Here is a 23,108-nt window from a genome sequence, read left to right as displayed (position 1 = left end):
AGCGCACTCGCCCCGGAACACGATGAGTCGAAGCCGGTTCGCCCCCACCCTGTTTCTGTGACCTCACGAAACCATCCGGCCCCGTGCTGTCCACGCGCCCCCCGTCGAGGGCGCGATCTCCTTAGCTACAGCCCGAGGTGGAGCCGCAGGTGTTGCACTTCATGCAGGTGCCGTTGCGCACCAGCGTGTAGTTGCCGCATTCCCCGCAGGCTTCGCCCTCATAGCCCTGCATCCGTGCCTTGGACGCCGCATCCATCGACACCGACCCTGTCGCATAGGTCGCGGTCATGGTGGTCGTGGTGGCCGCCATCGCGGCCCGCGCCGTGGCGGTTTCGGGAACCAGGGTCTGCAAGGTCTGCACCGGATCGCCCGATGTCTGATAGGCCGTGGCGCCGGCCTGTCCGCCGTTCAGCACCACCAACTCCTGAGGCAGACGCTTTCGCAGATAGCCTGTCGAGCTGATCTGCTTGAGCACCTCCAGCGACCGCGAGGCGGCGGCATCGCTCATCTCGCTGACATTGGACACGCCCTCTTCCTCGCCGCGTCCCAGATCGTCGAAGGACGCGCCCTGCGGCTTCACATGCGCCAGGTCCGTACGGTCCAGATAGCTGACCGCCAGTTCCCGGAAGATGTAGTCGAGGATGGACGTCGCATTCTTGATGCTGTCATTGCCCTGCACCATGCCTGCCGGCTCGAACTTGGTGAAGGTGAAGGCATCGACGAACTCTTCCAGCGGCACACCATATTGCAGGCCAACCGACACCGCGATGGCGAAGTTGTTCATCATCGCGCGGAAGCCGGCCCCTTCCTTGTGCATGTCGATGAAGATTTCGCCAAGGTTGCCATCCTCGTATTCGCCGGTGCGCAGATACACCTTGTGCCCGCCCACGATCGCCTTCTGGGTATAGCCCTTGCGGCGTTCGGGCATCTTCTGGCGATGCGATTTGATGATCTCCTTGACGATGACCTTCTCGACGATCTTCTCGGCCAGAACGGCGGCCTTTTCCTGTGCCGAGCCGTTTTCCAGGATCTCGGCGGCGTCCTCGTCATCCTCGACAAGGCTTGCGGCGAGCGGCTGGCTGAGTTTCGAGCCGTCACGGTAAAGCGCATTGGCTTTCACCCCGAGCGACCAGCTCAACTCATAGGCCTTCTGGCAATCCTCGATCGTGGCGTCGTTGGGCATGTTGATCGTCTTCGAGATCGCCCCCGAGATGAAGCTCTGTGCCGCAGCCATCATGTAGATGTGGCTGTCCACGCTCAGATAACGCTTGCCCTTCTTGCCGCAGGGATTGGCGCAGTCGAAGACGCTCAGATGCTCTTCTTTCAGATGCGGGGCACCTTCCAGGGTCATCGTCCCGCAGACGTGATCGTTGGCCGCGTCGATATCGGCTTTCGAATAGCCCAGATGCGCCAGCATGTCGAAGGTCGGATCGTTGAGCTTCTCCGCCGGAATGCCCAGAACATTGGTGCAGAATTCCGCGCCAAGCGTCCACTGGTTGAACACGAAGCGGATATCGAAGGCGCTGCCGAGCGCTGCGTCGATCTTCTGAAGCTCGTTCGGGCCGAACCCATGCCCCACCAGTGAGGTATGGTTGATACCCGGCGCATTGCCGATCGTGCCATGACCAACGGCGTAGCTCACGATCTCTTCGATCTGCGCCGACCCATAGCCCAGCTTTTCAAGCGCGGCAGGCACCGAGCGGTTGATGATCTTGAAATAACCACCCCCGGCCAGCTTCTTGAACTTGACCAGCGCGAAGTCCGGCTCGATCCCGGTGGTGTCGCAATCCATGACCAGACCGATCGTCCCGGTGGGTGCGATGACGGTGGCTTGCGCGTTGCGATAGCCGTGCTTTTCACCCAGGCGCAGCGCCTCGTCCCAGCTGGCCATCGCCAGATCCACCAGCCGCGCATCCGGGCAGTTCTTCTGGTCGAGAGGCAGCGGTTTGATCGCCAGCGCCTCGTACCCGTCCGAATTGCCATAGGCCGCGTTGCGGTGGTTGCGGATGACCCGGAGCATATGTTCGCGGTTGCGCTCATAGCCCGCAAAGGCGCCAAGCTCGCCCGCCATCTCGGCCGAGGTGGCATAGGACACGCCCGTCATGATCGCGGTCAGCGCACCGCACATCGCGCGGCCTTCGTCGCTGTCATAACCAAGGCCCATATTCATCAACAGGCCGCCGATATTGGCATAGCCAAGGCCGAGTGTCCGGAACTCATAGCTCAGTTGCGCGATTTCCTTGGACGGGAATTGCGCCATCATCACCGAGATTTCCAGCGTCACGGTCCACAGGCGGGTGGCGTGAACATAGCTTTCCGCATCGAACGCGCCGTTGTGGAAGAACTGCAGCAGGTTCATCGACGCAAGGTTGCAGGCCGTGTCGTCAAGGAACATGTATTCGGAACACGGGTTCGAGCCACGGATCGCGCCATCCTCGGGGCAGGTATGCCACGCATTGACGGTGTCGTGATACTGGATGCCCGGGTCGGCACAGGCCCATGCCGCATGGCCCACCTGCTCCCACAGATCGCGCGCCTTGATGGTCTTGGCGACGCCGCCATCTGTGCGGTTGATCAGCGCCCAGTCCTCGTCCTTGCGCACCGCTTCGAGGAACGCATCGGTCACCCGGATCGAGTTGTTCGAGTTCTGGCCCGATACGCTCGCATAGGCCTCGCTGTCCCAATCGGTGTCATAGGTCGGGAATTCGATGCTGACATAGCCCTGCTTGGCGTAATCCAGCACGCGCTTGACATAGGTTTCCGGGATCTGCACCTGCTTGGCGCTGCGGATCGCAGCCTTCAGGCTTGGGTTCTTCTTGGGGTCCACAGCGTCTTCGCTGCTGCCGTCCCATTCGCGAATCGCCGCGAAGATCTCGTTCAGCTTCTGCTCGTGCATCTTGGAGCCAGCGACGATCGATGCCACTTTCTGCTCTTCGCGCACCTTCCAGTTGATGAACTCTTCGATGTCTGGGTGGTCCGCGTCGCAGATCACCATCTTGGCCGCCCGGCGCGTGGTGCCGCCCGACTTGATCGCGCCCGCCGCACGGTCGCCGATCTTCAGAAAGCCCATTAGACCCGACGACTTGCCACCGCCCGAAAGTTTTTCGCCCTCGGCCCGCAGGCTCGAGAAGTTGGTCCCAGTGCCCGAGCCGTATTTGAACAGGCGCGCCTCGCGCACCCACAGATCCATGATGCCGCCATCGCCCACCAGATCATCGGCGACCGACTGGATGAAACACGCATGAGGCTGCGGGTGCTCATAGGCGCTGCTCGATTTGGTCAGTTCGCCCGTCTGGTAATCCACGTAGTAATGGCCCTGGCTGGGGCCGTCGATGCCATAGGCCCAATGCAGGCCGGTGTTGAACCATTGCGGGCTGTTGGGCGCCGCCATCTGGCGGGCCAGCATGTAACGCATCTCGTCGAAATAGGAGCGCGCATCTTCCTCGGTGGTGAAATACCCACCTTTCCAGCCCCAATAGGCCCAAGCGCCGGCCAAACGGTCGAACACTTGCTTGGCGCTGGTTTCGCCTTCGAAGCCGGTGTTGTCATCCGCCGGAACCGAACGCCACAGGAACTTGGGAACGCCCTTTTCCTTGACGCGCTTCACTTTGACAGGAACGCCGGCCTTGCGGAAATATTTCTGTGCGATGACGTCGCTGGCCACCTGGCTCCAGCGCGAAGGCACCTCGACGTTGTCCAGTTTGAAAACGGTCGTGCCATCCGGATTGCGGATTTCCGAGCTGGTGGTAACGAAATCCAGCTCTGCGTAAGCGTCCTGCCCTGCTTTGGTGAACTTTCTTTCTATCTTCATGTTCTTGCTGCCCCATAATTCAGCGTTTCACGTCAAGGTCGTCCGATCCCGCAGCCCCGTCGGGCCGTGTCATTCGGCAGAAACGTCCCCCGCTCCGGCACGGCGCAACACCGTACAGGTCTGTGGTCCCGATCACGTCGGGTATCTGATGGGGTTCTGTCCCTGACCGACCGCCGCACACTATATCTTGTGGCTTCAGCGTCGGCCCATACAAAGTGACGTATGCAGAGGGGCGCGGTCAACGTAATTTTTACCAGTTTGGACCTAAAAATTTCATTGACCTGCAAGCAGCAATTCGGTCCGGGCCGCGCAATGTGATTCACCCGCGCCGCGATGCCGCTTTGCGACGCAGGCGCGGTGGTGCCCCTGCATCGTCGAAAGCAGCGTGTTTTTAGGGGGTTATGGCCCGGATTTGAGGTGTTGCCCCAACCACCCACGCGACAAACGAACGCTCTTCAGCGCGTCGGGCGAGCAAAAACACCGCGCCCGCCCCTCCACTACATATAGTGGTCATTCCCTAGGCACCCCACCATAGGAAGCGCATCACGGGGCAAAAATGCCACGGCCCGCACAGAATCGGCGGGCCATCACGGCGGCAATCATCAATGTGGAGAAGTGGTCGGGGCGGCGAGATTCGAACTCACGACCCCCTGTACCCAAAACAGGTGCGCTACCAGACTGCGCTACGCCCCGGACCGTGGGCGTGTCTACTCTGCCGGATCGGGATTGAAAAGGCCTAACAGGACCATGCCGCGCGATCTTGGGCGATTGCGGGATGCCGCAACTGGGTACCGCGCGCGATCCCCATCTGCCTCGAAAGGCCCCCATTGATCTCGAGCACATACTGGATGTTATCGCCGCCGAATTTCGGGCGAAGATCCCCCGGCTGTGCCTGGTGATGCACATGTTGCACCGTGCCGGTATTATCCATGAAGATGATATCCAACGGGATCAGGGTGTTTTTCATCCAGAACCCCACCCGTTTGGGCGCAGGATACACGAAAAGCATGCCCGCACTGCGAGGCATGCTTTCGCGATTCATGAGGCCCTGTGCACGTTCGGCATCGTCATCCGCCACTTCGACGGAGAAACGCGCCTCGCCCCAGGACCCCCTGAGATTGACCTGGTCTTGCCGACACTCGGACGCCCAGGCCGGCAGGCCCAGGCAGACAATCAGAACCAAAGCGCCTAGCGCGGTTCCCTTACGGCCATTTCCCATCCACACACCTCGGTGGCCATACGGCCACGTTTGCCTTCGATCACACGCATGGCAAGCGCTTCACCCGGTTGCAAATCTGCCAGACCCGAGCGACGCAGAACCTCGACATGCACGAAGACATCCTCGTCACGGCCGAACGTATTGGCAAAACCGAAGCCCTTACCCTTATCGAACCATTTCACTCTCGCCGGCTCCAATGGGGCCGAGCGGATCACCTCGGGATCGATCTCATCGAGATCGGCCAGACCGGTGCCTTCCGTGTCATCAGGCGGCTCGATTGAATAAACCTCAACCGCCTGAATTCCTCTTTCCGTATCTTGTACGTCGATTTCAACGCCTGCGCGGTCGGCGACAGAACTCTGGCCGAAATTACGCAACACATTGGCATGTAACAGAATATCAGGACCGCCTTCATCGGCGACAACAAAACCAAATCCCTTTACAGGGTCAAACCACTTAACACGTCCTTTTATCCTACGAGTGAATTCATTTTCTTTGGTCACTTCTTTCCTACCCAAACAGTCTTAATCCCCCAAGACTGTCTAGAGTCTTGCGATACATCAGCACTGAGATTCAAGCAGAAAATCCATTTTTATCAGCGCCTTGCATTTTGCGTAACGTGAATGTCAAGGGTTAAGACGGTGAATTTCCCATTCATTTTCAGGGTGTTCGCGTCGCCAGACGAACCTGTCATGCAGTCGAAATGCACCATCTGCCCAGAATTCTATTTCTACCGGTGACAGACGAAAACCGCCCCAAAACGGCGGCCGCTCGGGATTCGGTCCCTTCTGCGCGGTGATTTTGGCGACCTTCGCCATCAGTGCCGTGCGCGATTCCAAAGGCTCGGACTGCCGCGAGGCCCAGGCCCCCAACCGGCTCTTGAGCGATCGCGACGCGTAATAGGCATCCGCCTCCGGCCCATCCTCGCGGGTCACGGTGCCGCGAATGCGCAACTGCCGGCGCAGGGATTTCCAGTGCAGCACCATGGCGGCCTTGCCGGATTGCTCAAGCTCGCGCCCCTTGGCGCTGTTGTAGTTGGTGTAGAACCAGAAGCTGTCGGGGCTGATCTCCTTGAGCAGCACCATGCGCACATTGGGAAGCCCGGTCGCGTCCACCGTGGCCAGCGCCACGGCATTGGGGTCGTTGATCTCGCTCTGTTCGGCCTCTTCCAGCCAACGCTGTGCGATGACGAAGGGATCATCCCCGGCGAAAATGCCTGTTCTGTCGGTCATGTCCTGTTTTTCCATTTGCGTGTCTCATGGCAGCGCCTAGCGGGTCGGCCACCCTCAGGCAAGCGTTGCGTGGTCGTGGAGCGCACGCGACGCGGGCGCGTTTCGCTTGATGCCCCATCGGTGATCGCCTAAAGGGAACAGCAGAACGAAAGCTGGGCCGGGGGCAAGAAATGTCAAATCAACTGATGGCGGGCAAGCGCGGTCTCATCATGGGTCTTGCGAACGACAAGTCCATCGCCTGGGGAATCGCCAAGGCCTGCGCCGATGCCGGCGCCGAGCTTGCCTTCTCCTATCAGGGTGAGGCGCTCAAGAAGCGCGTGGGCCCCTTGGCCGAACAGCTTGGCTCATCCATCGTTCTGCCCTGCGATGTCGGCGACATGGACACGGTCGATGCGCTCTTCTCGGATCTCGAAGCCCAATGGGGCAAGCTGGATTTCGTCGTGCATGCCATCGGCTTTTCCGACAAGACCGAATTGCGCGGGCGCTATGTCGATACCAGCCGGGCCAATTTCCTGAACACGATGGACATTTCGGTCTATTCCTTCACCGCCATCGCGCAGCGCGCCGAAAAGATGATGAACGAAGGCGGCTCGATGCTGACGCTCACCTATTACGGCGCCGAGCAGGTGATGCCGCATTACAACGTGATGGGCGTCGCCAAGGCCGCACTCGAGGCCAGCGTGATGTATCTGGCCGAGGATCTGGGCAAGGACGGCATCCGCGTCAACGCGATCAGCGCTGGCCCGATCAAGACGCTTGCCGCCAGCGGCATCGGCGATTTCCGCTATATCCTGAAATGGAACGAGCTGAACTCGCCACTGCGGCGCAACGTGACCATCGAGGATGTGGGCAAATCCGCGCTCTACCTGCTCAGCGATCTGGGCAGCGGCACCACCGGCGAAGTCCTGCATGTCGACGCGGGCTACCATGTCGTCGGCATGAAGGCCGTGGACGCGCCAGATATCGACAAGACCTGACACCGGCACGCATGGGCCTGCCGTGACCTTGCCAGCCTGCGGATCACGGCGCCCCCTGCCGCAAGACACCAAGGACCACCCCATGACAGACCGCCTGCCCCATGAAAAAGGCTTCCACGTCAGCTGGGATCAATTGCACCGTGATGCCCGCGCACTGGCGTGGCGGCTGCAGGATGTCGCACCGGCGGGCGGGGAATGGCGCGCCGTGATCGCCATCACCCGCGGCGGCATGGCCCCGGCGATGATCGTCGCCCGTGAGCTGGACATTCGCACCGTCGATACGATCAGCGTGAAATCCTACAACCATCAGACCCAGTCCGAAGCCCAAGTCATCAAATCGCCCGACATGGATCTTGTCGGCGACGGTGAGGGCGTGCTGATCGTCGATGATCTGGTCGATACCGGGCGCACCCTCAAGGTGGTGCGCGAGCGGATGCCCAAGGCCCATGTGGCGACCGTCTATGCCAAACCCATGGGGCGCGACATGGTCGATACCTTCGTGACCGAAGTCAGCCAGGACACCTGGATCTTCTTCCCCTGGGACATGGCCCTTCAATACGTTGAGCCCTATCGCGGCGCCTGACCCCCTATCGGAGACCCGGATGATGCGCCTGCCCCGTACCGCTACCACCTTTGCCCCTCCGGTGATGGAAGCGCGCCGTTGGCTGGACGGCGTCACATTCCCCGAGGATCGTCCGCTGATCAATGTCAGTCAGGCCGCACCCGTGGATGTGCCCCCCGAAGCCTTGCGCCAGGTGATTGCCGAAGCCGCGATGTCAGACCCTCAGGCGCATCTTTACGGGCCGGTTCTGGGCAATCCCGAGTTGCGCGCCGAACTGGCCGCGCAGTGGTCCGCCACCTATGGCGGCGATGTCAGCTCGCGACAGGTCGCAATCACCTCGGGGTGCAATGAGGCGTTCTGCGCCAGCATCGCGACGCTCTGCACCGATGGCGACGAAGTGATCCTGCCGACGCCATGGTACTTCAATCACAAGATGTGGCTGGATATCAGCGGCGTGCGGACGGTCCCGCTGGCCACCGATGCCGAACTGCTGCCCGATCCCGACGAGGCCGCGCATCTGATCACCGATCGCACCCGCGCCATCGTGCTGGTCACACCGAACAATCCCGGCGGCGTGGAATATCCCGCCGATCTGGTGCGCGCCTTCTTCAATCTGGCCCGATCGCGCGGCATCGCGCTCATCATCGACGAAACCTACCGCGATTTCGATGCGCGCCCCGGTGCGCCGCATGATCTGTTTGCCGATCCCGACTGGGGCGACACGCTGATCCATCTCTATTCCTTTTCCAAGGCCTACCGGCTGACCGGACACCGGGTCGGCGCGATGGTCACCGGCGCTGCACGACTGGCCGAGGTCGAGAAATTCCTCGATGCAGCCACCATCTGCCCCAACCAGTTGGGCCAGATCGCGGCGCTTTGGGGGATGCGCAACCTGTCGCAATGGCTGGCGGGGGAACGGGCCGAGATCCTGGACCGCCGCGCCGCGATCCATGACAACATGCCCAAGCTGCGCGAGGCCGGGTGGCGCTTGATGGGGTGTGGCGCGTATTTCGCCTATCTGGAGCACCCTTTCGCGCTGCCCTCACATGAGCTGGCCCCGAAACTCGTGCGCGAGGCGGGCATTCTGCTCCTGCCCGGCACGATGTTCCAGCCCGAAGGGTCCACCGCAGGCGCGCGGCAGATGCGCGTGGCCTTCGCCAATGTGGATCGGCCCCGTATCGGGGTTCTGTTCGACCGCCTGGCGTCACTGGGCTGGCCTCTTGCCCCTGCCACGGACAGCGCGTAGACAGGTCCAAACCACGAGTATCAAGCCATTTCACGAGGGGGCCGCATGGCAGCCAAGGGCATATCGAGAACGTTTGTCTGGATCCTGATGGGTCTGCTCATCATCGGTCTGGCGGGCTTTGGCGCGACCAATCTGGGCGGCGCATTCGGCACTGTCGCCCGCGTCGGCACCGCAGAAATCCGCACGAATGACTATGCCCGCGCCCTGCAGAACGAAATCCGCGCCCGCGAAGCCGAACGTGGCGGGGCCATTTCGTTCCAGCAGGCCCGCGAGATGGGCATCCCCGATCAGGTGCTGGCACAGCTTGTCACCACCGCCTCCTTCGATCACGAGGCGACCCGGCTGGGCGTCTCGATCGGTGACGACAATCTGCGCCAACAGATCCTCGGCATCCCGGCATTCCAGGGGATCGACGGCAATTTCGACCGCGAGGCTTATGCCTTCACGCTGGACCGGATCGGGCTGACCGAAGGCGAGTTCGAAGACGACATGCGCGCGGAAACCGCCCGCGCCCTCGTGCAAAGCGCCGTTATGGCCGGTGTCACCGTGCCCGACGCCTATCTCGAGACCCTGCTGACCTATCTGGGCGAGGAGCGCGATGTCACCTGGGCCGTGCTCGAGCGCGCCGATCTCGACACCGGATTGCCCACCCCGACCGAGGAAGACCTGCGCAGCTATCATCAAGGTAACCTGCCCAGCTTCACGACACCGGAAACCAAGCGGATCACCTATGCGTGGCTCACGCCCGAGATGATCATCGACACGGTCGAGGTGGATGAACAATCCCTGCGCGACGCCTATGAAGAGCGCATAGACGAATTCAACCAGCCCGAGCGCCGACTTGTCGAGCGTCTGGCCTTTGCGGACATGGGCGCGGCCCAAACCGCGATTGCCGGAATCAACGATGGCAGCACTGACTTCGAAACCCTCGTGGCGCAACGCGGTCTGGATCTAGTCGATGTGGATCTGGGCGATGTCGCCCGCGAGGATCTGGGCACCGCCGCAGAGGTTGTCTTCGCAGCCCAGGCCGGTGACGTGGTCGGCCCGGTCGAAACCGATCTCGGGCCTGCACTCTTCCGGGTCAACGCCATTCTTTCCGCGCAGGAAACCACCTTCGAAGAGGCCGAGCCGCTTCTGCGCGACACGCTTGCCGCCGACCGCGCCCGCCGCGTCATCGACAGCCGCATCGACCGCATCGCGGATCTGCTGGCCGGTGGCGCCACGATCGAGGATCTGGCCGCCGAGACCGACATGGAACAGGGCCAGATCGACTGGCATTCCGGCGTGACCGAAGGGATCGGCGCATATGACGCCTTCCGGCAGGCCGCGCAGGCGATCACCGAGGATGATTTTCCCGATGTCGAACAGCTTGGCGATGGCGGCATCTTCGCCATGCGCCTCGACCGCGTGGTCGAACCCGAAATCCAGCCGCTCGACGAGGTGCGCGATGCGGTTCTTGCCGGTTGGCGCCAGCAGGCCACCGTTGCGGCGCTGACCGAAAAAGCCGAACCGCTGGTCGCCAGCCTCCGCAATGGCAGCGATTTTACCGATCTGGGGCTCGACACTCTGGATGCGCAAAACCTGACGCGGCAAGGCTTTCAACCAGATACCCCGCGTGAATTCATCGAAACCGTCTTCGGCATGGAACAAGGCGGCGTCGCCCTGATCGAAGGCAATACGCGCGTGTTCATCCTGCGGCTCGACGCCGTCCGCCCGCCTTCCTCCGACAACGAAGAACTGGCCCGGCTTCGGACCGCGCTTCGCGACCAGTCCGCCTCCAGCATGGCGCAGGATTTCTACCAGCTGCTCGCAACCGACATCCGGACCCGCGCCGAGATCGAAATCGATCAGCAGGCGATCAACGCCGTACATGGCACTTTCCAGTAAGGGGCGCGGTTCGTGGAGCTGACACCAAGTTTCGAGGAATTCGCCACGGGGTTCGAAGCCGGGCGCAATCAGGTGGTCTATGCCCGTCTTGCGGCCGATCTTGACACGCCCGTGTCGTTGATGCTCAAGCTGACGGGGGCCGCGCGCGATGCCTTCATGCTGGAATCGGTGACCGGCGGCGAGGTGCGCGGGCGCTATTCGATCATCGGCATGAAACCCGATCTGATCTGGCAATGCCATGGCACCACCAGCCGCATCAACCGACAGGCACGCTACGACACCGACAGTTTCCAGGATCAGCAGGGCGATCCTCTGACAAATCTTCGGGCGCTGATCGCCGAAAGCCGGATCGACCTGCCCGAGGACCTGCCAGCGGCCAGCGCGGGGCTCTTCGGTTATCTTGGCTATGACATGATCCGGCTGGTCGAGCATTTGCCGGATGTGAACCCCGATCCACTGGGCCTGCCCGACGCCGTGATGATCCGTCCCTCGGTGGTGGCGGTGCTCGATGGCGTCAAGGGCGATGTGATCGTCGTGGCGCCCGCATGGGCGGCAGACGGGCAATCGGCGCGCGCGGCTTATGCACAGGCGGCCGAACGGGTGATGGATGCGGTGCGCGATCTGGATCGCGCCCTGCCCCAGCAAGCCCGCGATCTGGGTAAAGCGGCCGCCGAAGAAAGCGCGCCCGAGTCGAACTTCACCCATGAGGGCTACAAGCAGGCGGTGGAGAAGGCCAAGGACTACATCCGCGCAGGCGATATCTTTCAGGTGGTCCCCAGCCAGCGCTGGACACAGGAATTCCGCCAGCCCCCCTTCTCGCTCTACCGCTCGCTGCGGCGCACCAACCCGTCGCCCTTCATGTTCTATTTCAACTTCGGCGGCTTTCAGGTGGTGGGCGCCAGCCCGGAAATCCTCGTACGGGTGATGGATGGCGAGGTCACCGTCCGCCCGATCGCAGGCACCCGCCCCCGCGGGGCCACCCCCGAAGAGGACCGCGCCAACGAGGCGGATCTTCTGTCCGATCCCAAGGAACTTGCCGAACACCTGATGCTGCTCGATCTGGGCCGCAACGATGTGGGCCGGGTCGCACGGATCGGCACCGTGCATCCGACCGAAGAATTCATCATGGAACGCTACAGCCACGTGATGCATATCGTCTCGAACGTGGTGGGCGAGCTGGCCGAGGATCAGGATGCCCTGTCGGCGTTGCTGGCCGGGTTGCCTGCAGGTACGGTATCGGGCGCGCCCAAGGTCCGCGCCATGCAGATCATCGACGAGCTGGAGCCGGAAAAGCGCGGCGTCTATGGCGGCGGCGTGGGCTATTTCAGTGCGGGAGGTGATATGGATGTCTGCATCGCGCTGCGCACCGCGGTGGTCAAGGATGAAAAGCTTTATATTCAGGCCGGTGGCGGTGTCGTCTATGACAGCGACCCCGAGGCGGAATATATGGAAACGGTGCATAAATCCGGGGCCATCCGGCGGGCGGCGGCGGATGCCGCGCGCTTCAGCGGCGATGGCAATCTTTGAACAGCGCTTGACACAGATCAAAGCTACACTGCCGGATCACCTTTAGACAGGCCTCACATTCCCATCCAGGAATGTATCTTATCGGAGGCCAAATGACCGTTTTTTCCCGTTTCCTCACCATTCCCGCCCTTGCAGTGGCGGTGGCGCTGTCCACCCCGGCCCTGCCCGTTTGGGCCGACAGCCCGGCTGCCGCCATCGCCAGTTCCGTTGCCGTGGCAGAACTGCCTGAAAAGAAGATCAACAAGACCGGGCTTTATGTCACAGCCGCCGATTCCATCGCCGCTGTCGCCGCCCGCGACGATGTTCTGCTGGTGGATGTCCGCAGCCCCGAAGAGGCGATGTTCGTGGGCTATGCGACGCCTACGGATATCCTTCTGCCCTTCAAGCTGGTGAACCCGGACCATCCCTACAATGCGAAAAAGCAAATCTTCGGAATGATGGACAACCCCGATTTCGTCCCGCAAATGAAGGCCTTTCTTGCAGACAAGGACCCGGCGGCGGTGCTCATCATGTGCCGGTCGGGATCGCGCAGCGCGGCGGCTGTCGATGCGCTGGTCGAGGCCGGGGTGACCGCGCCGCTTTATACGGTGGTCGACGGGTTCGAGGGCGACAAGGCCGAGAGCGGGGCGCGCAGCGTCAATGGCTGGAAAAATGCCGGCGGAGACTGGACCTACAAGATCCGCGCCGACCTGATGCCGCAAGGTGCTGCCACCAACTGATCGCTTGCCAGCCATGGCGCGCTCGGGCATGAGGGCGTCATGGCACGGCTGATCCTGTTCAACAAACCCTACGGTGTCCTGTCGCAATTCACCGACAAGGGCATGGCCGACAGCAAGCGGGCGACGCTGTCGGATCACATCGATCTGCCGGGGGTCTACCCCGCCGGACGGCTGGATCGCGACAGCGAGGGGCTGTTGCTTCTGACCGATGACGGGAAGCTTCAAGAACGCATCGCAAGCCCACGTTTCAAAACGGAAAAAACCTATCTTGTGCAGGTCGAGCGCATCCCGGACGACGCCGCCATCGAGGCGCTGTGCCAGGGCGTCACCCTCAAGGACGGGCCGACGCGCCCGGCCCGTGTCAGCCGTATCGCGCCCCCCGATCTGTGGGAGCGCGATCCCCCCGTCCGCTTTCGCAAATCGGTGCCCGATTGCTGGCTCAGCATCACCATATCCGAGGGCCGCAACCGGCAGGTGCGGCGCATGACGGCGCATGTGGGGCACCCCACGCTCAGGCTGGTGCGCTGGCGGATCGGGGCTTGGTCACTTGACGGGCTGGCGCCCGGCGCATGGCGCGACGCGCCGCCCGAGACCCCCGGCAAACCGATCAAAAACCGGGGTCGGTAACACGTCGGTATCGCGTCGGTATTCCGTCGGTGCGGTATCGGCGCCGAGGATCAATACCGTCCGATGGTGAAATCCTTGATCTCGGCGAGAACCTTGCCCGCTTTGTCCACCGCCTTGAGGTCCACCGAATAGCGATTGTTGCGCCCCCCCGAACAGGGCGGCAAATAGCCGGGGCTGGCGTAGGCTCCGGTCGATTTCGCAGCCGCCATCACCTGCGCGCCGCCCGGCAGGGTCTTGGTCATGCCGGGCACCGCCGGCAGATCGGTCACGGCACCGCGCACCGGAAAGGCGATGGTCCCATGCCCGCCATTGCGCGACAGTGGCTGATAACTCTTGTCGTTGAATTGCGCGACGATCCATGTGGCCCCTGCCGGCACGCCCGAGACGCGCATCGGCGGTGTGCCCCCCTTGCCGCCCTGAAGCTGGCAATGCTGTCCTGCGGGGATCTTGCCGCCAGTCCATCCGCCCATCAGCTGCGCGGACATTTCAGCCGAAGCAACTCCTGCGGACAAGAGAAGCCCAAATGCGGCTGTGATACAGATTTTCATGACCAAGACCTTTCCAAAACTCATTCACCGGCGCACGGATCGTGCCGCTTTAGGGAACCAGACTAATCCCGGCCCGTCCAGTGACAGTTTTGTTTTTGGCCTCAAAGGATCATTGCCCCGTCAATAGAGCCGATACCGGCGCAAGCGCCACCCGGCTGGCACGGTCCTGCAAGCCCCACAAAAGCAAGGCGCTGATCGTGTCGGGGCGCAAGCGGCCCACCATGATCACCCCCACCTCTTCCTGACCGGCGCGGAAGGCCGCCTGATCGAGAAAACGCCGGATCGCCGCGTCATCCTGCCCGGCGCTGTCGAAATCCCGAAACACCGTGGCCGAGGGCACGCCGGCTTTCGCCGCCAGCTTTTGCGCGGTGTCGAGCCCATCGGGGAACATCACCAGACCATGCCCGGTTTCCAACAGGATCGCCGCCATCTGTTCGCTGGCGTCACGATTGGCCTGCAACGCGTCACCGGGCGCTTCCATCACGGCCACCGCTTCGGGCACAGCCTTGAGAAACGCCTCCATCGCCACCTCCGTATCGGTGGCACTGGCGCCATCGGGCAGATCGGCGATGGCCAGAACCTCGAATCCGGCCGCGCGATAGGCGCCTGAGCGCTGCAGCGCGCCGGGCCAGGACGCATCGACCGCCATGCTGATCGGGTAGGGGAAATCCAGAACCGCATCCGGGCCGATCGGGCTGCTGCCATCGTCGATCAGAACGATGGACATGATCGGCTTGTTGTCGGGATTGGCGAACTCCACCGCGAAACGCTCGATCGCGGGACGGGACGTGTCGTCGGCTGTCTCGGGGGTCTGGGCGCTGTCGGCACCCTGCCCGGCCTCCTGCTCGGCATCCGGCGCGGGCTCTTCCGGGGTTTCCCGCAGCGAGGGCAGACGATCGGTCGTCACGCCCTGCGCCAGATTGTCGATCGTGCCCGAAGGTTCGCCAGTGCCGATGGTCCGTGGCGCGGGCTGTTCCGTCTGCGCGGTCTCGGGCACAGCAGGTTCGGGCGCGGGTGTTTCCGGTTCGGCTGGCTCGGGCGCGGCTGGCTCGGGCGCGGCGGTCTCAGGCGCGGCGGTCTCAGGCTCGGGCGCGGCATCTGCTGGCGCCTCCGCAGGGGATGTGCCGACGCCGGGGAACACGCCGCTATTGTCTTCGATCTCGGGCGGCGCGGGTTGCGCAGGCTCGGTCGAGATCGACAGCGCCCCCTCGCTCGGAGGGGCTTCGGGCGCCATGGATTGCGGACTGGGCAGCACCGGGCTTTCGCTTTCCACCGCGACCCCCGAGGCAGAGTCTCCGGTGGCGGGCGGCGCAAGGCTCTTGTCTGCGGTTACGGCGTTGGGCTGAGCGGCGGGGCGTGTGTCCGCCCCTTCGAGCGAGGCCAGATCATCCGGTTCGGGCGGCGGGGCCTTGGGGGCGGCATCGGGCGCCGGCGGCTCTTCGACCGTCGGCAATTCGGCCTGCCGGTCTTCTCGCGACTGGTTGAATTCGGACCCTGCAGGCATGTCCAGCGCCGCCGCATCGGGCGGTGCGGATGCCGGCGGAAAACTGAGAACCGATACGGTGCCCACAGCCAGACCCGATAGAACCGTCCCCACAAGAAAGCCCGAAAACGCCCCGCGTGCCACTGAATGCCCCCTGTTACAGGTTTTTCTCACCTATGCGCCCCTTGACGGTGCCGCGCAACCCTGAACATGTATAGCCCGACCGCGACCCGCGCCTCCAGACCCCAATGCCGCGAGGACAGGCAAAATGCTGCTCTTGATCGATAACTACGACAGTTTCACCTACAACCTTGTGCATTATGTCGGCGAACTTGGTGCCGATGTCGTCGTGCGGCGCAATGATGCGCTGGACGTGCAGGAGGCGATGGGCATGAACCCGGCGGGCATCCTGCTCTCGCCCGGCCCGTGCGATCCCGATCAGGCGGGCATCTGCCTTGCGCTGACGCAAGCCGCCGCCGAGACGCGCACGCCGCTTCTGGGGGTGTGCCTTGGCCATCAGACCATCGGACAGGCCTTTGGCGGCAAGGTGGTGCGCCATTCCGAGATCGTGCATGGCAAGATGGGCCAGATGCATCATCACGGTCAGGGCGTGTTTGCCGGCCTGCCCTCGCCCTTCGAGGCGACGCGCTATCATTCGCTGGTGGTCGAGCGCGACAGCTGCCCCGATGTGCTGCAGATCACCGCCGAGCTGGAGGATGGCACGATCATGGGCCTGCAGCACCGCGACTTGCCGATCCATGGCGTACAGTTCCACCCCGAATCGATTGCCTCGCAGCATGGTCATGCGCTTCTGAAGAATTTCCTCGATCTGATGAAGGTGCCGGCATGAGCGACCGTCTCAAGCCGCTGATCGGTACTGCCGCCGAGCGCGCCCTGACCCGCGCCGAGGCCGAAGAGGCGTTCACCTGCCTGTTCGAGGGCGAGGCCACCCCGGCGCAGATGGGCGGGTTTCTGATGGCGCTGCGCACGCGGGGCGAGACGGTGGACGAATACGCCGCAGCCGCCGCCGTGATGCGCGCCAAGTGCAACAAGGTCACCGCCCCTGCAGGCGCGATGGACATCGTCGGCACCGGGGGCGATGGCAAGGGCACGCTCAACATCTCGACCGCGACCGCCTTCGTGGTGGCGGGCGCAGGGGTGCCGGTGGCCAAGCACGGCAACCGCAACCTGAGTTCCAAATCCGGGGCGGCCGATGCGCTGACGCAGATGGGCATCAACGTGATGGTCGGCGTCGAGACGGTGGAGCGCGCGCTGCGCGAGGTGGGGATCGCCTTCATGATGGCGCCGATGCATCACCCCGCGATGGCCCATGTCGGCCCTGTGCGGGCCGAATTGGGAACAAGGACCATCTTCAACATCCTGGGACCGCTGACCAACCCGGCGGGGGTGAAGCGGCAATTGACCGGCGCGTTCTCGCGCGATCTGATCCGGCCCATGGCCGAGACGCTCGGACAGCTTGGATCGGAACGCGCCTGGCTCGTGCATGGGGCTGACGGCACCGACGAGATGTCGATTTCCGGCGTCACATGGGTCGCCCAACTCGACGAGACCGGCGCTGTGACCGACACCGAACTGCATCCCGAAGCGTTCGGCCTGCCGGTGCATCCGTTCGAGGACATTCTCGGCGGTACGCCCGAGCATAACGCGGCAGCCTTCCGCGCGCTGCTGGACGGCCAGCATGGCGCGTATCGCGATGCGGTGCTGCTCAATGCGGCGGCTGCCCTCGTGGTGGCGGGCCATGCAGGCGATCCCCATGAAGGGGTTGCACAGGCCGCCGAAAGCATCGATTGCGGGGCCGCGCGCGGCAAGATCGAGGCCCTCGCCAAAGTGACATCGGAGGCGACATGACGACCCCAACCATTCTCGAAAAGATCAAGGCCTACAAGCTCGACGAAATCGCCGAGGCCAAGGCCGCGCGACCGCTTGAAGAGATCGAGGCCGCCGCGAAAGAGGCCAGCGCCGTGCGCCCCTTCGCCACTGCGCTGCTGCAGGCCTCGAAACAGGGCTATGGGCTGATTGCCGAAATCAAGAAGGCCAGCCCGTCCAAGGGGTTGATCCGCCCCGAGTTCGACCCGCCCGAGCTGGCGCGGGCCTATGCGGCCGGTGGCGCGGCCTGTCTGTCGGTGCTGACCGATACGCCCAGCTTTCAGGGCGCGCCCGAGTATCTTCGGCAGGCGCGCGCTGCCTGCGATCTGCCGGTGCTGCGCAAGGATTTCATGTATGACCCCTATCAGGTCGTCGAGGCCCGCGCCTGGGGTGCGGACTGCATCCTGATCATCATGGCGTCGGTCAGTGACGCCCAGGCCGCCGAGCTTGAGGCCGCGGCAAAAGACTGGGGCATGGACGCCCTGATCGAGGTGCATGACCGGGCCGAACTGGACCGCGCGGCATATCTGAAATCCACGATGATCGGCATCAACAACCGCAACCTCAACACCTTCGAGACCACGCTCGACACCACGCGCAGCCTGGCCAAGTTTGTGCCCGAAGGCCGGATGATCGTCTGTGAAAGCGGGCTTTCCACGCCATCGGACCTTGCCGAGATGGCGAAATACGGCGCGCGCGCCTTTTTGATCGGTGAATCGCTGATGCGCGAGGACGATGTCGAGGCCGCGACCCGCGCGATCCTTGCCAATCCGCTGACGCCGGGGGGGATGTAGCATGACGGGCCTCACGCATTTCGACGGCAAGGGCGATGCGCATATGGTCGATGTCTCGGACAAGGCGGTCACCTCGCGGATTGCCGTAGCCGCAGGTTACGTGAAGATGGCCGCGCAAACCTTTGATATCGTTTCAGAAGGTCGCGCAAAGAAGGGCGATGTCCTGTCGGTCGCACGGCTGGCGGGCATCATGGGCGCCAAGAAGACGCCCGAGTTGATCCCGCTCTGCCACCCGCTGCCGATCACCAAGGTGGCGGTCGAGTTGACGCTCGATCCCGATCTGCCCGGTGTGCGAATCGAGGCCACGGTCAAGACCACGGGTCAGACCGGCGTCGAGATGGAGGCGCTGACCGGCGTCTCGACCGCGGCGCTGACCGTCTATGACATGGTCAAGGCGGTGGACAAGGCGATGGAGATCGGCGGCATCCGGGTTATTCTGAAGGATGGCGGCAAATCGGGCCGCTTCGAGGCGCGATGATCTCCGTCGACGAGGCGCTGGCGCATCTGTTCTCGCTTGTGGCGCCACTGGACACCGAAGAGGTGCCGCTGCAGCAGGCATCGGGCCGCGTCATGTCCGCCGATGCGGTAGCGCGGCGCGATCAGCCGCCCTTTGCGGCCTCGGCCATGGATGGCTATGCGGTGGCGTCGGATGCCGTGCGCCCCGGTGCCCGTTTCACCGTCATAGGAGAGGCCGCCGCAGGCCATGGCTTTGGCGGGGAGGTCGGCAAGGATCAGGCGGTGCGCATCTTCACCGGCGCGCCGGTGCCCGCCGGCACGGATCGCGTGGTGATCCAGGAGGATGTGATCCGCGACGGCGACAGCATCACCCTGGCCGATGCGCTTGACGACAACGCCTATGTGCGCCCCGCTGGTGGCGATTTCCGTGTCGGGGATCGGATGGAGGCCCCTCGCATCCTCGGCCCTGCCGATATCGCCTTGCTGGCGTCGATGAACATTCCCGCCGTGACCGTGCGGCGCAAGCCGCGTGTGGCGCTGATTTCGACCGGGGACGAGCTGGTGATGCCCGGTGACAAGCCCGGCCCCGACCAGATCATCGCGTCGAACACGTTCGGGCTCAAGGCGATGCTGGACGGGATCGGCGCCGAGGCGCGCATCCTGCCCATTGCCCGCGACACCCGCGCCTCGCTGATCGCGGCGTTCGATCTTGCCACCGGGTCCGATCTGGTCATCACCATCGGCGGCGCGTCGGTGGGCGATCATGATCTGGTGGGCGATGTCGCCGCCGAGCTTGGGATGGAGCGCGCGTTCTACAAGGTGCGGATGCGCCCGGGCAAGCCCCTGATGGCGGGCCGGATGGGTGAGGCTGCCATGATCGGCCTGCCGGGCAACCCGGTCTCGGCGATGGTCTGCGGCAAGGTGTTCGTGGCGCCGATGATCCGCGCCATGCTGGGCCTTGGGGCCGAGCGCGCGCCGCTCCTGACGGCGCGTCTTGCCCATGACCTGCCCCAGGGCGGCCCGCGCGAGCATTACATGCGCGCGCGGCTCGACGACGGAGTGATCGCGCCGGACACCCGGCAGGACAGCTCGCTTCTTTCGGTGCTGGCTGGAGCCAATGCGCTGATGATCCGCCCCGTGGACGATGCCCCGCGCAAGGCCGGGGACCTGATCGAGTACCTGCCGCTGTGACAGCAAGAGGGCCGCGCCACCCTCGCGCAGCCCGATCCGAGCCTGAAGCGTGTCGCGAAAAACCTGACCTACGGAGTGTCGCGCAACACGGTGCTTCGTTCAATCGTGGGACAGGTTCCGCCTTTGGCTGATCCCTCAGGGTAAAGGCGGAACGCTTTATTCCGCGGCCGGGCGATCGGCCTCTTCGGCTGTTTCGGCCTCGATCTCGGCGGCGCGCTTTTCGACCTGTTCGACGATATGCTCGATCATCTGGTCATTAGACATCTTGTGGCTGGCCTTGCCCGCAAGATAGACCATGCCGCTGCCGGCACCGCCCCCGGTAAAGCCCACATCGGTCATCAGCGCCTCACCGGGGCCGTTCACGACGCAGCCGATGATCGACAGGCTCATCGGGGTCTTGATATGCTCCAGCCGCGCCTCCAGCGCCTCGACCGTGCGGATCACGTCAAAGCCCTGCCGCGCACAGCTTGGGCAGGAGATGATATTGACGCCCCGGTGCCGCAGACCGAGCGATTTGAGGATCTCATAGCCGACCTTGACCTCTTCCACCGGATCGGCGCTGAGGCTCACGCGGATCGTGTCGCCGATGCCCATCCACAAGAGATTGCCAAGCCCGATCGCCGATTTGATCGTGCCGCTGGTCAGCCCACCCGCCTCGGTTATCCCGAGGTGAATGGGCGCGTCGGTGGCGTCGGCGATGCCCTGATAGGCGGCCGCGGCAAGGAACACGTCGCTGGCCTTCACGCTGATCTTGAACTCGTGAAAGTCATTGTCCTGCAGGATGCGGATATGCTCGAGACCAGATTCAACCATCGCCTCGGGGCACGGCTCGCCGTATTTTTCCAAAAGGTGCTTTTCAAGACTGCCCGCGTTGACGCCGATCCGCATCGAACAGCCGTGATCGCGCGCGGCGGCGATGACCTCGCGCACCCGGTCCTCGGAACCGATATTGCCGGGGTTGATCCGCAGACAGGCCGCCCCCGCCTCGGCGGCCTCGATCCCGCGCTTGTAGTGGAAATGGATGTCGGCCACGATCGGCACCGGGCTTTCGGCGACGATCTCTTTCAGAGCCTTGGCGCTCGCCTCGTCGGGCACCGAGATGCGCACGATATCGGCCCCTGCATCGGCGGCGGCCTGCACCTGCGCCACGGTTGCCGCGACATCGGTGGTGGCCGTGTTGGTCATGGTCTGCACGCTGATCGGCGCATCGCCCCCCACCGGGACGCTGCCGACCATGATCTGGCGGCTTTTGCGGCGGTAGATATTGCGCCAAGGGCGGATATGGTTCAGCGACATCGCATGTTCCCCGGGGTGTTCGCGTCGGAGCGGGTGGATTGGTGACAGCCGCAGGATAAGCGCCAAAGCGCCCCGCTGCAATCACTGGCTGCGATCACTGCTGCGGGGCCACCGCCGGCTGCAGTTCGGCCACGTAGCGCAGAAGATCCTCGTCCTGGGTCAGGTCCGCCACCTCATAGGCCGCCGTGAGCGCCTGAGCATCGAGCGCAAGCCCCGAGGTGACGGAGCCACTCTCGCCGGCCGGGCCGTAGTGCTGGCCGTTCACCGTGAAATAGACCGCGCCGGATTCGCCCACGCGGATCGTCGGCGGCTCTTCGGTGGTGGGCACGTCATAGGTGTCGCCGGCGTTCATCACGCCTTCGAAGATCACGCTGCCATCGCCCGCGCGCACCCGCACCCATGCCGGGCGCACCGCCACGACGCGCACGCCGGGCAGAGGATCTTCCACCACTTGCGGCGTGCCAGGAACCGCGCCTGGCTGATTGCCCGCGACAGCAAAGCTGCTCGAGCGGTCGGTTTGCGGCAATTCGGGGCGCAGCGTGCCCACCTGCGCCGGATCCAGCGTCGAGATCGGGGCGTCGCGCGCCACCATGACAGGCACATCCAGCGCCTCGGGCCGGTAGAGCCGGTCGATGCTGTCGCTCTCGGGCGGCAGGAAACCACCAGCGGTCCGGACCGGATCGCTGTCGCCATCGGGGGCCGGGGTGATCGCACCCTCGAGCGGGTCAAGATCGGCCAGCACGTCGGGCGTGTTCTCGACCGGAGCGAATTGCACGCGCTGCACCTCGTTCAGCACGGCCCAACCGCCATATCCGATCGCACTGATGAGCGCGACCAGCACCATGACCGACCCGATCGCACCGGGTTCCACGCGCGCCAGAATTCCCTCGGAGGCGGGCGCGAAGGGCGTGCCCGGCGACATCAGGGGGTCCGACCTGCGGTTCGGGGCTGCGGTCTTGAAGCTCGATTTCTGCTTGCGGATCGACGAGGCTTCGGCGGACATGCCATGCGCGATGGAGAATTTGCTTTCCTTGCAGAAGGCGTCAAAAGCGCGGTCCGGGTCCATGCCAAGATAGCGTGCATAGGACCGGACATAGCCCGGGATGAAACCGGGCGTGTCGAAGGCATCGGGATCGGCATTCTCGATTGCGGCCACATAGGCCGCCTTGATCCGCAATTCGCGTTCCACATCGAGCAGTGATTTTCCAAGGGTCGCGCGCTCGCCGCGCATCAGGTCGCCGAGTCGGATATCGAAATCGTCGAACCCTCTGGGCTCAGCCTCTTCCTGTGCGGTCCTGCGTGAAAACCGGCGACCTATCATGTGCCCTGCCCCTCGTACCGTATGGGTTGCAGCCGAATGTCCCGATTCGGATGCCCCGCTTTTCTTCAATCGTTACTAGCACATTACAAGGGGTATTGCACCTGCGCAGGCTTTAGCCCGCCATTTCGGCACGATTCAGCGCGCAGTGGCTCCAGAGGGCGTCCATGGCGCCCACGAGCGCATCCATTTCGCGCGGGCCGTGGACCGGTGAGGGGGTGAAGCGCAGACGTTCGGTGCCGCGCGGCACGGTGGGGAAGTTGATCGGCTGGACATAGATGCCATAGCCCTCGAGCAGCATGTCGCTCAGCTTCTTGGTATGCACCGG

Annotated in this window: 21 protein-coding genes and 1 tRNA gene; 12 read left to right on the top strand and 10 right to left on the bottom strand. The window is 63.7% G+C overall.

Translation table 11 applies throughout. The annotated features are described in order from the left end of the window. Nucleotides 1-121: 121 nt before the first annotated feature. From F3H35_RS10795 to pdxH, 5 genes are all read right to left on the bottom strand, one after another. On the bottom strand, nucleotides 122-3,811 hold the full coding sequence (locus tag F3H35_RS10795) for a vitamin B12-dependent ribonucleotide reductase (RefSeq protein WP_149779613.1): 3,690 nt from the start codon (nucleotides 3,809-3,811) through the stop codon (nucleotides 122-124). 616 nt (nucleotides 3,812-4,427) lie between these two features. Next, nucleotides 4,428-4,504, bottom strand: a tRNA-Pro gene (locus tag F3H35_RS10790). Nucleotides 4,505-4,547: 43 nt separating this feature from the next. After that, nucleotides 4,548-5,030 (bottom strand): DUF192 domain-containing protein, encoded by a 483-nt coding sequence (locus F3H35_RS10785; protein ID WP_394852312.1) that lies wholly within the window; start codon nucleotides 5,028-5,030, stop codon nucleotides 4,548-4,550. After that, nucleotides 5,000-5,533, bottom strand: a complete 534-nt coding sequence (locus F3H35_RS10780; protein WP_149779611.1) for a cold-shock protein — start codon at nucleotides 5,531-5,533, stop codon at nucleotides 5,000-5,002. The genes F3H35_RS10785 and F3H35_RS10780 overlap by 31 nt, the downstream gene beginning before the upstream one ends. Nucleotides 5,534-5,656: 123 nt before the next feature. Then, nucleotides 5,657-6,262, bottom strand: a complete 606-nt coding sequence (pdxH, locus tag F3H35_RS10775) for a pyridoxamine 5'-phosphate oxidase (RefSeq protein WP_149779610.1) — start codon at nucleotides 6,260-6,262, stop codon at nucleotides 5,657-5,659. A 170-nt stretch (nucleotides 6,263-6,432) separates the two neighbouring features. On the opposite strand from pdxH, the gene fabI reads away from it, so the two are divergent. The 7 genes from fabI to F3H35_RS10740 all read left to right on the top strand — a co-directional run bounded on the left by fabI (nucleotide 6,433) and on the right by F3H35_RS10740 (nucleotide 13,807). Then, nucleotides 6,433-7,239, top strand: a complete 807-nt coding sequence (gene fabI, locus F3H35_RS10770; RefSeq protein ID WP_149779609.1) for an enoyl-ACP reductase FabI — start codon at nucleotides 6,433-6,435, stop codon at nucleotides 7,237-7,239. Between the two features lie 82 nt (nucleotides 7,240-7,321). Then, on the top strand, nucleotides 7,322-7,822 hold the full coding sequence (gene gpt, locus F3H35_RS10765; RefSeq protein WP_007813387.1) for a xanthine phosphoribosyltransferase: 501 nt from the start codon (nucleotides 7,322-7,324) through the stop codon (nucleotides 7,820-7,822). A gap of 22 nt (nucleotides 7,823-7,844) precedes the next feature. Further along, complete coding sequence (locus F3H35_RS10760; protein WP_188129958.1) at nucleotides 7,845-9,047, top strand: aminotransferase; 1,203 nt, start codon at nucleotides 7,845-7,847, stop codon at nucleotides 9,045-9,047. A 45-nt stretch (nucleotides 9,048-9,092) separates the two neighbouring features. Then, nucleotides 9,093-10,934, top strand: a complete 1,842-nt coding sequence (locus tag F3H35_RS10755; RefSeq protein WP_149779607.1) for a peptidyl-prolyl cis-trans isomerase — start codon at nucleotides 9,093-9,095, stop codon at nucleotides 10,932-10,934. Nucleotides 10,935-10,946: 12 nt separating this feature from the next. Beyond that, complete coding sequence (trpE, locus tag F3H35_RS10750; protein ID WP_149779606.1) at nucleotides 10,947-12,461, top strand: anthranilate synthase component I; 1,515 nt, start codon at nucleotides 10,947-10,949, stop codon at nucleotides 12,459-12,461. A gap of 92 nt (nucleotides 12,462-12,553) precedes the next feature. Continuing rightward, nucleotides 12,554-13,180 carry a rhodanese-like domain-containing protein gene (locus F3H35_RS10745; protein ID WP_149779605.1) on the top strand — a complete coding sequence of 209 codons (627 nt, stop codon included), beginning with the start codon at nucleotides 12,554-12,556 and terminating at the stop codon, nucleotides 13,178-13,180. A 39-nt stretch (nucleotides 13,181-13,219) separates the two neighbouring features. Beyond that, nucleotides 13,220-13,807 carry a pseudouridine synthase gene (locus F3H35_RS10740; RefSeq protein ID WP_149779604.1) on the top strand — a complete coding sequence of 196 codons (588 nt, stop codon included), beginning with the start codon at nucleotides 13,220-13,222 and terminating at the stop codon, nucleotides 13,805-13,807. A gap of 50 nt (nucleotides 13,808-13,857) precedes the next feature. On the opposite strand, the gene F3H35_RS10735 is transcribed toward F3H35_RS10740, so the two are convergent. Next, a complete protein-coding gene (locus F3H35_RS10735) occupies nucleotides 13,858-14,292 on the bottom strand; it encodes a hypothetical protein (protein ID WP_149779603.1) in 435 nt (144 codons plus the stop codon). A gap of 172 nt (nucleotides 14,293-14,464) precedes the next feature. Next, on the bottom strand, nucleotides 14,465-15,982 hold the full coding sequence (locus F3H35_RS10730) for a divergent polysaccharide deacetylase family protein (RefSeq protein WP_149779602.1): 1,518 nt from the start codon (nucleotides 15,980-15,982) through the stop codon (nucleotides 14,465-14,467). 124 nt (nucleotides 15,983-16,106) lie between these two features. On the opposite strand from F3H35_RS10730, the gene F3H35_RS10725 reads away from it, so the two are divergent. From F3H35_RS10725 to F3H35_RS10705, 5 genes are read left to right on the top strand one after another with little or no spacing between them, the layout of a single operon-like run. Beyond that, entirely contained in the window at nucleotides 16,107-16,688 is a 582-nt protein-coding gene (locus tag F3H35_RS10725) for an anthranilate synthase component II (protein ID WP_007813401.1), read from the top strand. Then, nucleotides 16,685-17,707, top strand: coding sequence for an anthranilate phosphoribosyltransferase (gene trpD / locus F3H35_RS10720; protein ID WP_149779601.1), 1,023 nt, complete (start codon nucleotides 16,685-16,687; stop codon nucleotides 17,705-17,707). Before F3H35_RS10725 ends, trpD begins: the two co-directional genes overlap by 4 nt. Further along, complete coding sequence (gene trpC, locus F3H35_RS10715) at nucleotides 17,704-18,519, top strand: indole-3-glycerol phosphate synthase TrpC (protein ID WP_149779600.1); 816 nt, start codon at nucleotides 17,704-17,706, stop codon at nucleotides 18,517-18,519. Before trpD ends, trpC begins: the two co-directional genes overlap by 4 nt. Nucleotide 18,520: 1 nt before the next feature. Next, nucleotides 18,521-18,997, top strand: a complete 477-nt coding sequence (gene moaC / locus F3H35_RS10710) for a cyclic pyranopterin monophosphate synthase MoaC (RefSeq protein WP_149779599.1) — start codon at nucleotides 18,521-18,523, stop codon at nucleotides 18,995-18,997. Next, the gene (locus tag F3H35_RS10705) at nucleotides 18,994-20,166 is read left to right on the top strand and encodes a molybdopterin molybdotransferase MoeA (RefSeq protein WP_149779598.1); all 1,173 of its coding nucleotides are present in this window, start codon (nucleotides 18,994-18,996) and stop codon (nucleotides 20,164-20,166) included. Before moaC ends, F3H35_RS10705 begins: the two co-directional genes overlap by 4 nt. Nucleotides 20,167-20,322: 156 nt before the next feature. Here the strand turns inward: F3H35_RS10705 and ispG are convergent, their stop codons facing one another. The 3 genes from ispG to F3H35_RS10690 form a co-directional block, all read right to left on the bottom strand. Next, nucleotides 20,323-21,462 carry a flavodoxin-dependent (E)-4-hydroxy-3-methylbut-2-enyl-diphosphate synthase gene (gene ispG, locus F3H35_RS10700; RefSeq protein WP_149779597.1) on the bottom strand — a complete coding sequence of 380 codons (1,140 nt, stop codon included), beginning with the start codon at nucleotides 21,460-21,462 and terminating at the stop codon, nucleotides 20,323-20,325. Nucleotides 21,463-21,556: 94 nt separating this feature from the next. Beyond that, on the bottom strand, nucleotides 21,557-22,783 hold the full coding sequence (locus tag F3H35_RS10695) for a helix-turn-helix domain-containing protein (protein ID WP_149779596.1): 1,227 nt from the start codon (nucleotides 22,781-22,783) through the stop codon (nucleotides 21,557-21,559). Nucleotides 22,784-22,895: 112 nt separating this feature from the next. Further along, nucleotides 22,896-23,108, bottom strand: a 213-nt coding sequence (locus F3H35_RS10690; protein ID WP_149779595.1) for an aminotransferase class I/II-fold pyridoxal phosphate-dependent enzyme, incomplete at its 5' end; no start/stop codon positions are given.

The organism is Roseovarius litoreus (assembly GCF_900142765.1).
GTDB classification, from domain to species: domain Bacteria; phylum Pseudomonadota; class Alphaproteobacteria; order Rhodobacterales; family Rhodobacteraceae; genus Roseovarius; species Roseovarius litoreus.
The sequence above is the reverse complement of the archived record's forward strand: the minus strand, read 5'-3'. Positions and strand labels throughout refer to the sequence as shown.

What these genes read in the sequence shown, in the direction of transcription:
- F3H35_RS10735 (WP_149779603.1), bottom strand. Translation starts at nt 14,292, where the DNA reads ATGTCCGCGCAGCTGATGGGCGGATGGACTGGCGGCAAGATCCCCGCA.
- trpD (WP_149779601.1), top strand. Translation starts at nt 16,685, where the DNA reads ATGAGCGACCGTCTCAAGCCGCTGATCGGTACTGCCGCCGAGCGCGCC.
- F3H35_RS10740 (WP_149779604.1), top strand. Translation starts at nt 13,220, where the DNA reads ATGGCACGGCTGATCCTGTTCAACAAACCCTACGGTGTCCTGTCGCAA.
- fabI (WP_149779609.1), top strand. Translation starts at nt 6,433, where the DNA reads ATGTCAAATCAACTGATGGCGGGCAAGCGCGGTCTCATCATGGGTCTT.
- F3H35_RS10755 (WP_149779607.1), top strand. Translation starts at nt 9,093, where the DNA reads ATGGCAGCCAAGGGCATATCGAGAACGTTTGTCTGGATCCTGATGGGT.
- F3H35_RS10725 (WP_007813401.1), top strand. Translation starts at nt 16,107, where the DNA reads ATGCTGCTCTTGATCGATAACTACGACAGTTTCACCTACAACCTTGTG.
- pdxH (WP_149779610.1), bottom strand. Translation starts at nt 6,262, where the DNA reads ATGACCGACAGAACAGGCATTTTCGCCGGGGATGATCCCTTCGTCATC.
- moaC (WP_149779599.1), top strand. Translation starts at nt 18,521, where the DNA reads ATGACGGGCCTCACGCATTTCGACGGCAAGGGCGATGCGCATATGGTC.
- F3H35_RS10760 (WP_188129958.1), top strand. Translation starts at nt 7,845, where the DNA reads ATGCGCCTGCCCCGTACCGCTACCACCTTTGCCCCTCCGGTGATGGAA.
- trpC (WP_149779600.1), top strand. Translation starts at nt 17,704, where the DNA reads ATGACGACCCCAACCATTCTCGAAAAGATCAAGGCCTACAAGCTCGAC.
- F3H35_RS10745 (WP_149779605.1), top strand. Translation starts at nt 12,554, where the DNA reads ATGACCGTTTTTTCCCGTTTCCTCACCATTCCCGCCCTTGCAGTGGCG.
- F3H35_RS10705 (WP_149779598.1), top strand. Translation starts at nt 18,994, where the DNA reads ATGATCTCCGTCGACGAGGCGCTGGCGCATCTGTTCTCGCTTGTGGCG.
- ispG (WP_149779597.1), bottom strand. Translation starts at nt 21,462, where the DNA reads ATGTCGCTGAACCATATCCGCCCTTGGCGCAATATCTACCGCCGCAAA.
- gpt (WP_007813387.1), top strand. Translation starts at nt 7,322, where the DNA reads ATGACAGACCGCCTGCCCCATGAAAAAGGCTTCCACGTCAGCTGGGAT.
- F3H35_RS10785 (WP_394852312.1), bottom strand. Translation starts at nt 5,030, where the DNA reads ATGGGAAATGGCCGTAAGGGAACCGCGCTAGGCGCTTTGGTTCTGATT.
- F3H35_RS10695 (WP_149779596.1), bottom strand. Translation starts at nt 22,783, where the DNA reads ATGATAGGTCGCCGGTTTTCACGCAGGACCGCACAGGAAGAGGCTGAG.
- F3H35_RS10795 (WP_149779613.1), bottom strand. Translation starts at nt 3,811, where the DNA reads ATGAAGATAGAAAGAAAGTTCACCAAAGCAGGGCAGGACGCTTACGCA.